Origin of the sequence: Fluviicola sp. (assembly GCF_039596355.1) — a bacterium.
Taxonomy (GTDB): Bacteria; Bacteroidota; Bacteroidia; order Flavobacteriales_D; family Crocinitomicaceae; genus Fluviicola.
Genome location: NZ_JBCNJW010000011.1, coordinates 91,503 through 104,235 on the forward strand (window position 1 = coordinate 91,503; position 12,733 = coordinate 104,235).

Annotated in this window: 13 protein-coding genes and 5 tRNA genes; all 18 read right to left on the bottom strand. The window is 42.6% G+C overall.

From position 1 onward, the window contains the following. Positions 1 to 7 precede the first annotated feature (7 nt). The 18 genes from rpoB to ABDV94_RS17270 all read right to left on the bottom strand — a co-directional run bounded on the left by rpoB (position 8) and on the right by ABDV94_RS17270 (position 12,693). Positions 8 to 3,820, bottom strand: coding sequence for a DNA-directed RNA polymerase subunit beta (gene rpoB, locus ABDV94_RS17185; protein ID WP_343748452.1), 3,813 nt, complete (start codon positions 3,818 to 3,820; stop codon positions 8 to 10). A gap of 114 nt (positions 3,821 to 3,934) precedes the next feature. After that, entirely contained in the window at positions 3,935 to 4,312 is a 378-nt protein-coding gene (rplL, locus tag ABDV94_RS17190) for a 50S ribosomal protein L7/L12 (protein ID WP_300662526.1), read from the bottom strand. A gap of 106 nt (positions 4,313 to 4,418) precedes the next feature. Further along, on the bottom strand, positions 4,419 to 4,940 hold the full coding sequence (gene rplJ, locus ABDV94_RS17195) for a 50S ribosomal protein L10 (RefSeq protein ID WP_343748453.1): 522 nt from the start codon (positions 4,938 to 4,940) through the stop codon (positions 4,419 to 4,421). Between the two features lie 11 nt (positions 4,941 to 4,951). Continuing rightward, positions 4,952 to 5,647 carry a 50S ribosomal protein L1 gene (rplA, locus tag ABDV94_RS17200; protein WP_309281489.1) on the bottom strand — a complete coding sequence of 232 codons (696 nt, stop codon included), beginning with the start codon at positions 5,645 to 5,647 and terminating at the stop codon, positions 4,952 to 4,954. An 11-nt stretch (positions 5,648 to 5,658) separates the two neighbouring features. Next, positions 5,659 to 6,105 (bottom strand): 50S ribosomal protein L11, encoded by a 447-nt coding sequence (gene rplK, locus ABDV94_RS17205; RefSeq protein ID WP_343748454.1) that lies wholly within the window; start codon positions 6,103 to 6,105, stop codon positions 5,659 to 5,661. 83 nt (positions 6,106 to 6,188) lie between these two features. Beyond that, positions 6,189 to 6,740 carry a transcription termination/antitermination protein NusG gene (gene nusG / locus ABDV94_RS17210; protein WP_124746866.1) on the bottom strand — a complete coding sequence of 184 codons (552 nt, stop codon included), beginning with the start codon at positions 6,738 to 6,740 and terminating at the stop codon, positions 6,189 to 6,191. A gap of 8 nt (positions 6,741 to 6,748) precedes the next feature. Beyond that, on the bottom strand, positions 6,749 to 6,970 hold the full coding sequence (secE, locus tag ABDV94_RS17215; protein ID WP_343748455.1) for a preprotein translocase subunit SecE: 222 nt from the start codon (positions 6,968 to 6,970) through the stop codon (positions 6,749 to 6,751). 19 nt (positions 6,971 to 6,989) lie between these two features. After that, positions 6,990 to 7,062 (bottom strand) — tRNA-Trp (locus tag ABDV94_RS17220). Positions 7,063 to 7,112: 50 nt separating this feature from the next. Then, positions 7,113 to 8,300, bottom strand: coding sequence for an elongation factor Tu (gene tuf / locus ABDV94_RS17225; protein WP_309281493.1), 1,188 nt, complete (start codon positions 8,298 to 8,300; stop codon positions 7,113 to 7,115). Between the two features lie 85 nt (positions 8,301 to 8,385). Then, positions 8,386 to 8,457: transfer RNA gene (locus ABDV94_RS17230), tRNA-Thr, on the bottom strand. A 24-nt stretch (positions 8,458 to 8,481) separates the two neighbouring features. Continuing rightward, positions 8,482 to 8,554, bottom strand: a tRNA-Gly gene (locus ABDV94_RS17235). 20 nt (positions 8,555 to 8,574) lie between these two features. Continuing rightward, positions 8,575 to 8,656: transfer RNA gene (locus ABDV94_RS17240), tRNA-Tyr, on the bottom strand. A 13-nt stretch (positions 8,657 to 8,669) separates the two neighbouring features. Further along, a tRNA-Thr gene (locus ABDV94_RS17245) sits at positions 8,670 to 8,743 on the bottom strand. 172 nt (positions 8,744 to 8,915) lie between these two features. Then, the gene (locus ABDV94_RS17250) at positions 8,916 to 9,212 is read right to left on the bottom strand and encodes an HPF/RaiA family ribosome-associated protein (protein ID WP_343748456.1); all 297 of its coding nucleotides are present in this window, start codon (positions 9,210 to 9,212) and stop codon (positions 8,916 to 8,918) included. A 5-nt stretch (positions 9,213 to 9,217) separates the two neighbouring features. Beyond that, a complete protein-coding gene (locus ABDV94_RS17255; RefSeq protein WP_343748457.1) occupies positions 9,218 to 10,099 on the bottom strand; it encodes a tyrosine-type recombinase/integrase in 882 nt (293 codons plus the stop codon). Positions 10,100 to 10,352: 253 nt separating this feature from the next. Further along, positions 10,353 to 10,856 carry a hypothetical protein gene (locus tag ABDV94_RS17260; RefSeq protein ID WP_343748458.1) on the bottom strand — a complete coding sequence of 168 codons (504 nt, stop codon included), beginning with the start codon at positions 10,854 to 10,856 and terminating at the stop codon, positions 10,353 to 10,355. 291 nt (positions 10,857 to 11,147) lie between these two features. Then, a complete protein-coding gene (rpsU, locus tag ABDV94_RS17265; RefSeq protein ID WP_343748459.1) occupies positions 11,148 to 11,339 on the bottom strand; it encodes a 30S ribosomal protein S21 in 192 nt (63 codons plus the stop codon). A 214-nt stretch (positions 11,340 to 11,553) separates the two neighbouring features. Next, positions 11,554 to 12,693: an acyl-CoA dehydrogenase family protein gene (locus tag ABDV94_RS17270; protein WP_343748460.1), complete on the bottom strand. Its 1,140-nt coding sequence runs from the start codon at positions 12,691 to 12,693 to the stop codon at positions 11,554 to 11,556. Positions 12,694 to 12,733: the final 40 nt, after the last annotated feature.

Genomic DNA, 12,733 nt, shown 5'->3' on the forward strand with positions numbered 1-12,733 from the left:
TCTGAGCTTAGTCCATTGATACATTCAATCCAAGACCTCTCAATTCATGCAACAATACGTTGAATGATTCTGGGATTCCCGGTTCAGGAATGTTATCACCTTTAACGATAGCTTCGTATGCTTTCGCACGACCCATTACGTCATCGGATTTAACTGTCAGGATTTCCTGCAGGATATTTGCAGCACCGAATGCTTCCAATGCCCAAACCTCCATCTCACCAAAACGCTGACCTCCGAATTGAGCTTTACCACCCAATGGCTGTTGTGTAATCAACGAGTATGGTCCGATAGAACGTGCGTGCATTTTGTCATCCACCATGTGAGATAATTTCAACATGTAGATAATACCAACTGTTGCCGGCTGGTGGAAACGATCTCCGGTTCCTCCATCATACAGGTAAGTCTTCCCTGAGCGTGGAACTCCTGCTTTATCTGTCCATTCATTAATTTCCTCAGGTTTTGCACCGTCAAAAATCGGAGTAGCGAATTTCACACCCAATTTTTCTCCGGCCCACCCAAGAACTGTTTCATAAATCTGACCCAGGTTCATACGGGAAGGTACCCCCAGTGGATTCAATACGATATCTACCGGTGTTCCATCTTCCAGGAACGGCATGTCTTCAGCGCGAACGATGTTCGCAACGATTCCTTTGTTACCGTGACGACCCGCCATTTTATCACCCACTTTCAACTTACGTTTCTGAGCAACATATACTTTCGCCATTTTCACGATTCCTGCAGGAAGTTCATCTCCAACTGAAATATGGAATTTCTTACGTTTGTAGATTCCCAATAAATCGTTTGCCTTAATCGTAAAGTTGTGCAGCAAGCGGCTGATCAACGAGTTCACGTGCGCATCAGCTGTCCAGTTTGTCGGGTTCACGATGGTGTAATCGATCATCAACAAGTTCTTGTGCGTGAACTTCGTTCCTTTCTTAATGATTTCTTCCTTGAAGTTGTTGAATACTCCGGCAGATTTGTTTTCACCCAAAACAGTCATCAACTTGTCAGCCAGTTTTTCTTTCAACTCAGCGTAATCTTTGTCGTATTCCGTATCCAGAACTTCCAATACCGGCTTGTCCTGAGCTTTGGATTTACGATCTTTGATCGCACGGGAGAACAATTTCTTGTCAATAACAACACCACGAAGTGACGGACCTGCTTTCAAAGAAGCATCTTTCACGTCTCCTGCTTTGTCACCGAAGATTGCACGTAACAATTTCTCTTCCGGAGAAGGATCTGTTTCACCTTTCGGAGTGATCTTACCAATCAGGATATCTCCTTCTTTGATCTCTGCTCCGATACGGATCAATCCGTTCTCATCCAGGTCTTTTGTTGCTTCTTCAGAAACGTTCGGAATATCAGAAGTCAACTCTTCCATTCCTCGCTTGGTGTCACGAACCTCCAACGAGTATTCGTCAATATGAATCGATGTGAAGATATCGTCACGAACAACTTTCTCAGAAATTACAATCGCATCCTCGAAGTTGTACCCTTTCCAAGGCATGAATGCAACTTTCAGGTTTTGCCCCAATGCCAACTCACCTCCCTGTGTAGCGTATCCTTCACATAGAACCTGTCCTTTCTCAATGCGGTCCCCTTTGCGAACAATCGGCTTCAGGTTGATGGTTGTACTTTGGTTTGTTTTCTGGAATTTTGTTAATGAGTAACGGGTTACTTCACTATCAAAGCTTACTAATTTGTCGTCTGCAGACCAGTCGTAACGGATTACGATTTCGTTTGCATCAACGTATTCTACTGTTCCTGAACCTTCCGCGTTGATCAATACGCGGGAATCGCGTGCTACCAACTGCTCAATACCGGTACCAACTACCGGAGATTGTGGTTTCAACAACGGAACAGCCTGACGCTGCATGTTAGATCCCATCAGGGCGCGGTTCGCATCATCGTGCTCCAGGAACGGAATCGAAGATGCCGCGATGGATGCAATCTGGTTTGCACCTACGTCCATCAAATGCAAATCTGTCGGTGGAACTACCGGGAAGTCTCCTTCGTAACGTGCTTTCACGATTTCAGAAAGGAAGTTTCCTTTGTCATCCACTTTCGCGTTCGCCTGAGCGATCATTTTTGCATCCTCTTCTTCAGCAGATAAATAAACCGGCTCGGAATTGATGTCTACTTTACCATCCACAACGGAACGGTAAGGAGTTTCAATGAATCCGAGTTTGTTTACTTTCGCGAATACACACAAAGAAGAAATCAAACCAATGTTTGGTCCTTCCGGTGTTTCAATCGTACACAAACGACCGTAGTGCGTATAGTGAACGTCACGTACCTCGAAACCTGCTCTTTCACGGGAAAGTCCACCTGGCCCGAGTGCAGACAAACGACGCTTGTGAGTTACCTCCGACAGCGGGTTCGTCTGGTCCATAAACTGAGACAACTGGTTTGTTCCGAAGAACGAGTTGATTACGGAAGACAACGTCTTCGCGTTGATCAAGTCGATTGGCGTAAATACTTCGTTATCGCGAACGTTCATACGCTCACGGATTGTACGCGCCATACGAGCCAAACCAACACCGAACTGAGCGTATAATTGCTCACCTACCGTACGAACGCGGCGATTCGACAAGTGGTCGATATCATCCACATCTGCTTTGGAGTTGATCAATTCGATCAGGTACTTGATGATCGACAAAATATCATGCTTCGTCAACACACGAGACTCTTCCGAGTTATCGATGTTCAACTTTTTGTTCATTCTGTAGCGACCTACTTCACCCAAATCGTAACGAGCGTCGGAGAAGAATAATTTCTCGAATACGCTTTTTGCCGTTTCATAATCTGGTGGTTCAGCGTTACGCAACTGACGGTAGATGTGCTCAACCGCTTCTTTCTCCGAGTTCGAAGTATCTTTTTGAAGCGTGTTGTAGATGATCGTATAATCAGCTGTGTTTGCGTCTTCTTTGTGGAAGATCACTGTTTTTACTCCCGCATCGATGATTTCATCAATGTGGTGGTCTTCCAATACCGTTTCACGGTCAAGGATTACCTCGTTACGCTCGATAGAAACTACCTCTCCTGTATCTTCGTCTCCAAAGTCCTCAATCCAAGACTTCAATACACGAGCAGCCAGTCGTCTACCAACGCATTTTTTCAAATTAGCTTTGTTCGCTTTCACTTCATCAGCTAATCCGAATATTTCTAGAATATCTTTATCTGTTTCATATCCGATCGCACGGAACAAGGTTGTAACAGGCAACTTTTTCTTACGGTCGATGTAAGCATACATTACGCTGTTGATATCCGTTGCGAATTCGATCCAGGATCCTTTGAAAGGGATCACACGCGCAGAGTACAATTTGGTACCGTTAGCGTGACGGCTCTGGCCGAAGAATACCCCTGGTGAACGGTGTAGCTGGGAAACGATTACACGCTCAGCTCCATTGATCACGAATGATCCTTTCGGCGTCATGTAAGGAATAGTTCCCAGGTATACATCCTGCACGATCGTTTCGAAATCTTCGTGCTCAGGGTCTGTACAATATAATTTTAGTTTAGCCTTTAGCGGAACGCTGTAAGTCAAACCTCTTTCGATACACTCATCAATAGTGTAGCGGGGTGGGTCGATGAAATAATCAAGGAACTCCAACACGAATTGATTTCGTGTATCAGTAATTGGGAAATTCTCCGCAAATACCTTGAACAATCCTTCACTTTCACGATTCTCAGGAGTCGTCTCCAACTGGAAGAACTCCTGGAAGGATTTAAGCTGAATATCCAGAAAATCCGGATATGCGAACTGATTTTTGCTAGAAGCAAAATTAATTCTCGTTGATGTATTGCTTGTTGTTGCCAAGGCGAAATAATTTAATTGAGAAAAGGACTTTAAATTTGGCTATACGCCGGAAAACAGGAATAGGCATCCCGACAGAATCGCCGGGACACCTTTCCTATAAATTTTAGTAACTAATTACTTGATCTCTACTTCAGCACCTGCTTCTTCAAGCTGTGTTTTCAAAGCAGCAGCTTCGTCTTTAGAAACACCTTCTTTCAATGTAGCTGGAGCTCCATCAACTAAGTCTTTAGATTCTTTCAATCCGTTACCTGTCAATTCTTTAACCAACTTAACTACTGCAAGTTTGTTAGCACCACCTGATTTCAGGATTACATCGAATTCAGTTTTCTCAGCAGCAGCTTCACCAGCTCCTGCACCACCACCAGCAACCATTACAGGTGCAGCAGCAGCAGGCTCGATACCGTACTCGTCTTTCAAAATTGTTGCCAACTCGTTAACTTCTTTTACTGTCAAGTTAACCAATGTTTCTGCGATTTGTTTTAAATCAGCCATTTTTATAAATTTAAAAAAAGGTTCTTAAATAATGTTTTTTACTTGCACCTATGCTGAAGCTTGTGCCATTGCTAAAGCTACTGGCGACACGCGATCAGCGTAAGCATTATGCTCTTTCTTCGAGCGTTTTAAGGATTCCAGCAATTTTCTGACCACCACCTGTAAGACCGGAAATAACATTTTTAGCCGGGCTTTGCAGCAATCCGATGATATCACCGATCAACTCTTCACGAGACTTAATTGCTTCAAGCGCATCCAATTGGTTATCACCAATAAAGATTGCTTCTTCAATATAAGCTCCTTTCAGAAGTGGCTTATCATTTTTCTTGCGGAAATCTTTAATTAATTTTGCAGGAGCATTTCCTACTTCGGAGAACATGATAGATGTCGGTCCACTCAGCACGGATGCCAGGTTTTCGTAATTTCTACCTTCAACCTTAGCCATTGCCTTAGCCAATAAGGTATTCTTAACTACACGTAGTTCGATACCTTGTTGGAAACAACGACGGCGTAATTGGTTGATTGTCTCTACCGTAAGAGCAGCTGTATCTGCAAGATAGAAGATGTTTGCTTTCGATAAATCTTGAGCAAGATCTTCAATGTACTGTGCTTTTTGATCTTTATTCATACTTCAAGATTTTAAGCTACAACAGATTTAGCATCTACCTGGATACTTGGAGACATTGTAGAGCTGATGTAGATACTTTTAATGTAAGTACCTTTTGCTGCAGATGGTTTCAATTTGATTAATTGCTGGATCAATTCATTTGCGTTATCGCGGATTTTAGCACCCTCGAAGCTCGCCTTCCCAACGGAAGTATGAATGTTACCGAATTTGTCAACTTTGAAATCAATTTTACCTGCTTTCACTTCTTCAACAGCTTTACCAACTTCCATTGTTACAGTACCTGTTTTAGGGTTCGGCATCAAACCGCGAGGTCCCAGGATACGTCCTAAAGCACCTACTTTACCCATTACTGAAGGCATTGTAATAATTACGTCGATGTCTGTCCAACCACCTTTGATTTTATCAATGAATTCGTCCAATCCAACGAACTCGGCACCTGCTGCTTTTGCTTCAGCTTCCTTGTCCGGAGTACACAGTACCAAAACGCGTACATCCTTACCAGTTCCGTGAGGCAATGCAACCGTACCACGAACCATTTGGTTCGCTTTACGTGGATCAACTCCCAAACGCACTGAAATGTCTACTGATGCATCGAACTTAGTAGTTGTAATGTTTTTAACCAAATCACACGCTTCTACCAAGGTGTAAGTTTTAGTCAAGTCATACTTTGCTAAAACTTCTTTTCTTTTTTTAGAAATTCTTCCCATGATGTTCGCGATTATTTCGTTGCAGGAGCTTCACCTCCTTTAACAGTTACACCCATACTACGTGCTGTACCAGCAATCATAGACATTGCTGAATCAACAGTAAAACAATTCATATCCGGCATTTTATCTTCAGCGATCGTACGAACCTGATCCCAGGTCATTGTACCCACTTTGCTTTTGTTAGGCTCAGATGAACCTTTCTTCAACTTAGCGCTTTCGATAATCTGCACAGCTGCAGGAGGAGTTTTGATGACGAAATCAAATGATTTGTCGCTGTAAACAGTAATCACACATGGTAATACCTTTCCTGGCTTATCCTGCGTACGAGCATTATACTGCTTGCAGAATTCCATAATGTTAACCCCTTTCGCACCGAGCGCGGGACCAACTGGAGGAGCTGGATTGGCTTGACCACCTTTGATCTGTAATTTGATCAATGCTGCTACTTCTTTAGCCATTGTTTATTTAAATTATGCAGTCGTAACGTGGGCGTTAAAGGGAAGCTTTAATCAATAATCCCACTGCTGCGGTTAATACATGTTTACCCTTCTTTCTCTACTTGCATGTAGCTCAGCTCAAGAAGGTTCTTACGACCGAAGATTTTAACCATTACTTTCAATTTCTTCTTCTCTTCGTTGATCTCATCGATCACTCCGGAGAAGTTGTTGAATGGTCCGTCGATCACTTTCACGGATTCTCCGATCACAAATGGGATTTTCACTTCCTCTTCTGTTTCGGACAATTCGTCTACTTTACCTAAAATACGGTTTACTTCGGACAGGCGCATTGGTTGCGGATCACCTCCTTTTTCAGCTCCCAGGAAACCGATTACATTCGGAATTCCCTTAATCACGTGAGGAACCTCACCGATCAAAGCTGCTTCAATCAATACATAGCCTGGCAAGTATGCTTTTTCCTTCGAAATTTTCTTTCCGTTACGGATTTGAAATACTTTCTCAGTCGGAATCAATACCTGAGACACGTAATCATCCAGTTTTAAGCGGGAAATTTCAAGATCCAGGTATTCCTTCACTTTCTTTTCTTTTCCACTCACTGCACGTACTACGTACCAACGCTTCTTAATATCTCCCATTTTTCTGATTAAAAGAAAGAATAGATAAATCCAACAACCCCTTTCCAAGCGGAAGTAGTGGTTCCTGTGATTCCGAAAATAGTATCCATAGCGAATACCAACAATGCAAAAATCACAGAAGCAACCACTACGATGAGTGCATTGCTCTGCAATTCTTTCCACGTCGGCCACGTAACATTCTGAGTCATCTCAGTAATTGTTTCGCTAAAATAATTTCTAAACTTTGACATGGTCAATTTATTTTATTTGCACGGGCGGTAGGATTCGAACCCACGACCAATGGTTTTGGAGACCACTACTCTACCAGCTGAGCTACGCCCGTTTAAAAAGGGGAGTTGGAACTCCCCTCTTTTTTGAATATGTTCTCGCGAATTAAGCGATGATTTCAGTAACCTGACCAGCACCTACCGTACGTCCACCCTCACGGATAGCGAAACGAAGACCTTTGTCCATTGCTACAGGTACGATCAACTTCACATTGATTGTTACGTTATCACCTGGCATAACCATCTCACGTCCGTCTGTCAAGAAAATCTCTCCAGTTACGTCAGTTGTACGGAAGTAGAACTGAGGACGGTATTTGTTATGGAATGGAGTGTGACGTCCACCTTCTTCTTTCTTCAATACGTAAATCTCAGCTTTGAAATCTGTATGAGGTTTTGTAGAACCTGGCTTACAGATAACCATACCACGCTTGATTTGAGATTTCTCAATACCACGCAATAAAAGACCTACGTTATCTCCAGCTTCTCCACGATCCAAGATCTTACGGAACATCTCAACCCCAGTTACAGTAGAAGTCAATTTCTCTTCACCCATACCCAAGATTTCAACTGGATCTCCGGAGTTGATAACTCCTGTTTCGATACGTCCTGTTGCTACAGTACCACGACCTGTAATCGTAAATACGTCTTCAACTGGCATCAAGAATGGCTTATCAACGTCACGTGGAGGCAATTCGATGTAAGAATCTACAGCATCCATCAATTCTTCAACTGTAGCAACCCACTGAGGCTCACCGTTCAAAGCTCCCAAAGCAGAACCTTTGATAACTGGTGCATTGTCACCATCGTAATCGTAGAAAGACAACAACTCACGAACTTCCATCTCAACAAGCTCCAACAACTCAGCGTCGTCAACCATGTCAACTTTGTTCATGAAAACAACCAAACGTGGAACTCCTACCTGGCGACCCAAAAGGATGTGCTCACGTGTTTGTGGCATTGGTCCGTCAGTTGCAGCAACAACCAAGATAGCACCGTCCATCTGAGCAGCTCCTGTAACCATGTTCTTTACGTAATCCGCGTGACCTGGACAGTCAACGTGTGCGTAGTGACGGTTAGCAGTTTCATACTCGATGTGCGAAGTGTTGATGGTAATACCACGCTCTTTTTCTTCCGGAGCATTGTCAATAGAAGAGAAATCTCGTACCGCAGCCAAACCTTTAGCAGCAAGTACACTTGAGATAGCAGCAGTCAACGTAGTTTTACCGTGGTCAACGTGACCGATAGTACCAATGTTAACGTGCGGTTTGGAACGATTAAAATTTTCCTTAGCCATTTGTTTTTATTTGTTACGTAGTTAATAAACCTTTTTCTTACAATACAAAATTTCACCCATAAACCAAATGAGTGAATCCCTGCAGAGCCAATGACGAGATTTGAACTCGTGACCTCTTCCTTACCAAGGAAGCGCTCTACCCCTGAGCTACACCGGCCTATTCTCTTAGATCGTAATTTTGAGCGGGAGACGAGATTCGAACTCGCGACCCTCAGCTTGGAAGGCTGACGCTCTACCAACTGAGCTACTCCCGCTTATAATTATAATGTTGTCGTGGGAGTGGCTGGACTCGAACCAGCGATACCGTGAGGTGACAGATTTACAGTCTGCTGCAATAGCCACTATGCGACACTCCCATCCTTTAATGTGAGCCGGTGGAGGGATTCGAACCCCCGACCTGCTGATTACAAATCAGCTGCTCTAGCCAACTGAGCTACACCGGCATTAAAGTTTGGTTTTTATTACGATTTTAAAGAACGATTCTTAAAGTGTTTTCCCGTTTGGGTTTGCAAATGTAGTAAAGAAATAAACAACTGCAAGCGTTTGAGCGAAAAAAAATGAAAAAAAATTAGGCGGCTTTTTGGGCCGCCTGTCTAAAGTCTTAATTTTCAATTACTAATTAGCTAACTTGCCTTTGTATTTTTTTACCTGTGTTCGCAGGGCATCGACGCACAAATCCGCCGCTTCTTCAAAAGATTTGCATTGCTTTTTAGCAAACAACTCCTTTCCGGGCATCAATATTTTCACTTCAGCGATCTTATTTTCTTTATCGGAATTCTTATCCAGTCTCAGAAAAACCTCTCCCACGATGATGTGATCAAAAAAAATCTGAAGTTTTTCCACTTTCTCATTAATGAAATTGACCAACTTTTGATCTGCTTTAAAATGGATAGAATGCACTTTAACGTCCATGACTCTTACTTTTTGCGCCCACGAGGGTGGGCATGTGAATAAATCGAATTTATTTGCGCGAACGAATTATGCGTGTAAACCTGGGTAGCCGATAAGTTTGCGTGGCCCAGAAGTTCTTTCAAAGTTTCCAGTCCTGCACCATTGTTTAACATATGAGTTGCAAACGTATGTCGCATGACGTGTGGGCTTTTCTTTTGCGAATTCGTTACACTTCCAAGATAGGTATTAATTTTTCGATAAACAAACTTTGAAGATAATTTTCTACCATCTTTATTTACAAATAACATAAATTGGCTATCCGGTCCGTCGGGCTTGAGTTTCTGGTATGCACAGATGATTTCGAACAGGCTTTTCCCGATCGGGATGATGCGTTCTTTATTACGTTTCCCTAATACTTTGATACTATTACTACTTACATCTTTATTCTGCAACCCAATCAATTCACTCAAACGAACCCCGGTCTGGTAAAACAATTCAAACATCAAACGATCTCTGATCCCTTCGAAGTTGGCCGCAAACAACTGCTCAATCCGCGCATCAGCTATTTCGGATTCCTTTACAAACTGCGGAAGTCGCTTCTCCACTTTCGGGCCGCGAATCCGCAGCATCGGGTTCTGATCAATCTTCCCTTCGTTTAACAACCATTTGAAAAAGGAGCGCAGACAGGAAATCTTCCGGGACACAGAACGATTACTCAGTCCTTTTTCCATTAAATCCACAATCCAGCCCCGAACCAACTGAAAATTTACCTCCCGGAGCTGTTCATCTTTATTCAACTCCGCAAATGTCAGGAACTGCGACAAATCTTCTTCATATGCCAACAGCGTGTGCCCCGAGTAACGTTTCTCGGTTTCCAGGTATATCTGAAATTGAATAGCTGCCTGCATGTACAAAAGATGTTGTTGTTTTATTATTCAACGCGGATCATTTCAAAATGTTTCGAAAGTCCGGACACAAAAAAAAGATGCAGCTCACACTACATCTTTATTCAAATTATTTTCTCCTATCTAACGAATCCAGAGAAACTCAAAAAGCTCAAAGAGCTCAAACATGTACATTCAGTATTAAACGATTGATTCCGATAGCAATCCGGAATTGAACTATTGAGCTATTTCACAAAGAAAAATGAAAACGTCCGGATTATTCCTTGATCTGGTCTTTCAGCCAGGCCTCCAGTTTACCGTCAGCTTCCAGCTTCACCAGTTCATCCATTTTTTTGTCTTTCTTCAATTTTCCGGTCTTATACACCTTGATCATACTCTGAACACCGGCCAGGTTACACTGAAGGGCATCTGTCGTATATTCATTCTGCAGGGCATATCTTGTCCAGCCACCCATAAAAACAATCAGCAATTCACTGTTCTTCTTCGAGTACTCCCCTACATAGCCTTGCAATGACAAAGTCACAGTAGGAGAACCACTGATCCATTGAATCAATAAACCGTACTGTAATTTGTGTAATTCTTCATTTTCATTGATCGGTGTATTTTCGATCCAATCTACCGTAGCAATGACATTCGGTTCGTTTGCTTTGTAATCTTCTTTTGTTTCAGATGGTTTGCTCAAAAGCTTAGCTTGTTGCGCGGATGCGGAAATGGCAAGGCTTGCAAAAAGGCTGATTAAGGTCATTTTTATCAGGTTCATACATTCTTTTATTTAGTTGGTTTTGATTGCAATAATACAAAAGAATTTGATATAACCATCACGATCACTGCCTGTGCGAAAAGAACCACAAAGACATGAAGGCGCAAGAATTTTATTACGCCATTCATCTGCGCCCATTTGCAGGAAACAACAAACACGTAGTGTACATACAAATCATTCCATACCCATCATCCAGCTGCGCGAATCAGCAGAAAATCCGGAAACTAATTTTAAAGCACAAAAAAAAGGAGTCCTAAGACTCCTTTCAATTATTTCTGTGAAAACTCCTGATTAAGCTTCCTGAGATTTCATTTTCTGAGCGTAAGCCGCACGGATGTTTGCCTGACGATCAATAACTGATGGTTTTACAAACTCTTTACGACGACGTAATTCTTTCATGACATTTGTTTTGTCATATTTTTTCTTGTACTTCTTCAGCGCTCTCTCGATGTTCTCGCCTTCTTTAACTGGAATAATCAACATATCTTTAAAATTCTATTTATTGCAAATTTTGGAGTGCAAAGATATAAATTCTTTTTTTTAAATCATTACTCTTTCAAAAAATAATTGTTGAAAACTTGAATTTATTCTTCAATTAGGACATCTTTTATTCAAAGAAGTTCAACAAGTTCCAATGGTTTAAAATGCTTGCGCTAAAGCTTTAGCATCGGCGCAGGGTTCAATTTGAACATTTGAACTACTTCAGGATTTCTCTTGAAATAACCAATTTCTGGATCTCAGAAGTTCCTTCACCGATGGTCATCAATTTCGCATCGCGCAGGAATTTCTCCGCCGGATATTCTCTTGTAAATCCGTAACCTCCCATGATCTGAACCGCTTCGTTTCCACATTTTACCGCCACTTCAGAAGCGTAGTATTTTGCGAAAGCTCCCTGGGTTGTCATTTTCTGTCCCCGGTTTTTGTAATCAGCAGCCTGGAATGTCAGCAACTCAGCAGCTTCTACTTCCGTAGCCATATCTGCCAGTTTGAACCCGATTGCCTGGAATTTCCCGATCGGTTGCCCGAACTGCTCACGCTCCTTTGCGTATTTTACGGATGCTTCGTAAGCTCCACGTGCAATTCCACAAGAAAGTGCCGCGATGGAAATACGACCTCCATCCAGGATGTGCATTGCCTGCTTGAATCCTTGACCTACTTCACCGATTACCTGTGACTCGTGAATGCGTACATTGTCGAAAATCAACTCTGCAGTTTCAGAAGCACGAACTCCCAATTTGTCTTTGATTTTTACAGCTGAGAACCCAGGAGTTCCTTTTTCAATGATGAAAGCGGTAATTCCGTTGGAATCCAATAATTCTCCCGTACGGATCAAAACAACTGCTACGTCTCCGGACAAACCGTGTGTGATCCAGTTTTTCGCACCGTTGATCACCCAATGGTCACCGTCTTTCACAGCAGTACACTTCATACGCATCGCGTCAGATCCGGTATTCGGCTCTGTCAATCCCCATGCTCCGATCCACTCGCCAGAAGCCAGTTTCGGAAGGTATTTTTTCTTTTGCTCTTCGTTTCCGTGGTAGTAAATATGACCTGTACAAAGGGAATTATGTGCCGCAACACTCAGTCCAACTCCTCCGCACACTCTCCCTAATTCCATGAGGGCAGTTGCGTACTCGTGGTAAGTAAATCCACTTCCTCCGTATTCCTCCGGGATGTAGATTCCTAGCAAACCAAGCTCTCCCATTTGTTTCATGACATCAACGGGAAAATACTCTTCAGCATCCCATTTATTCATATTCGGACGGATTTCTCTTTCCGCAAAATCGCGCACCATTTGCGCGATCATCTTTTGATTCTCGTTCTGTTCAAAGTTCATGATTAACAGTTTTTGGGGTGTCCGTTAATTATTTTTTCGA

What these genes read in the sequence shown, in the direction of transcription:
- rplL (WP_300662526.1), bottom strand. Translation starts at nt 4,312, where the DNA reads ATGGCTGATTTAAAACAAATCGCAGAAACATTGGTTAACTTGACAGTA.
- rplJ (WP_343748453.1), bottom strand. Translation starts at nt 4,940, where the DNA reads ATGAATAAAGATCAAAAAGCACAGTACATTGAAGATCTTGCTCAAGAT.
- rplA (WP_309281489.1), bottom strand. Translation starts at nt 5,647, where the DNA reads ATGGGAAGAATTTCTAAAAAAAGAAAAGAAGTTTTAGCAAAGTATGAC.
- rplK (WP_343748454.1), bottom strand. Translation starts at nt 6,105, where the DNA reads ATGGCTAAAGAAGTAGCAGCATTGATCAAATTACAGATCAAAGGTGGT.
- nusG (WP_124746866.1), bottom strand. Translation starts at nt 6,740, where the DNA reads ATGGGAGATATTAAGAAGCGTTGGTACGTAGTACGTGCAGTGAGTGGA.
- secE (WP_343748455.1), bottom strand. Translation starts at nt 6,970, where the DNA reads ATGTCAAAGTTTAGAAATTATTTTAGCGAAACAATTACTGAGATGACT.
- tuf (WP_309281493.1), bottom strand. Translation starts at nt 8,300, where the DNA reads ATGGCTAAGGAAAATTTTAATCGTTCCAAACCGCACGTTAACATTGGT.
- ABDV94_RS17250 (WP_343748456.1), bottom strand. Translation starts at nt 9,212, where the DNA reads ATGGACGTTAAAGTGCATTCTATCCATTTTAAAGCAGATCAAAAGTTG.
- ABDV94_RS17255 (WP_343748457.1), bottom strand. Translation starts at nt 10,099, where the DNA reads ATGCAGGCAGCTATTCAATTTCAGATATACCTGGAAACCGAGAAACGT.
- ABDV94_RS17260 (WP_343748458.1), bottom strand. Translation starts at nt 10,856, where the DNA reads ATGAACCTGATAAAAATGACCTTAATCAGCCTTTTTGCAAGCCTTGCC.
- rpsU (WP_343748459.1), bottom strand. Translation starts at nt 11,339, where the DNA reads ATGTTGATTATTCCAGTTAAAGAAGGCGAGAACATCGAGAGAGCGCTG.
- ABDV94_RS17270 (WP_343748460.1), bottom strand. Translation starts at nt 12,693, where the DNA reads ATGAACTTTGAACAGAACGAGAATCAAAAGATGATCGCGCAAATGGTG.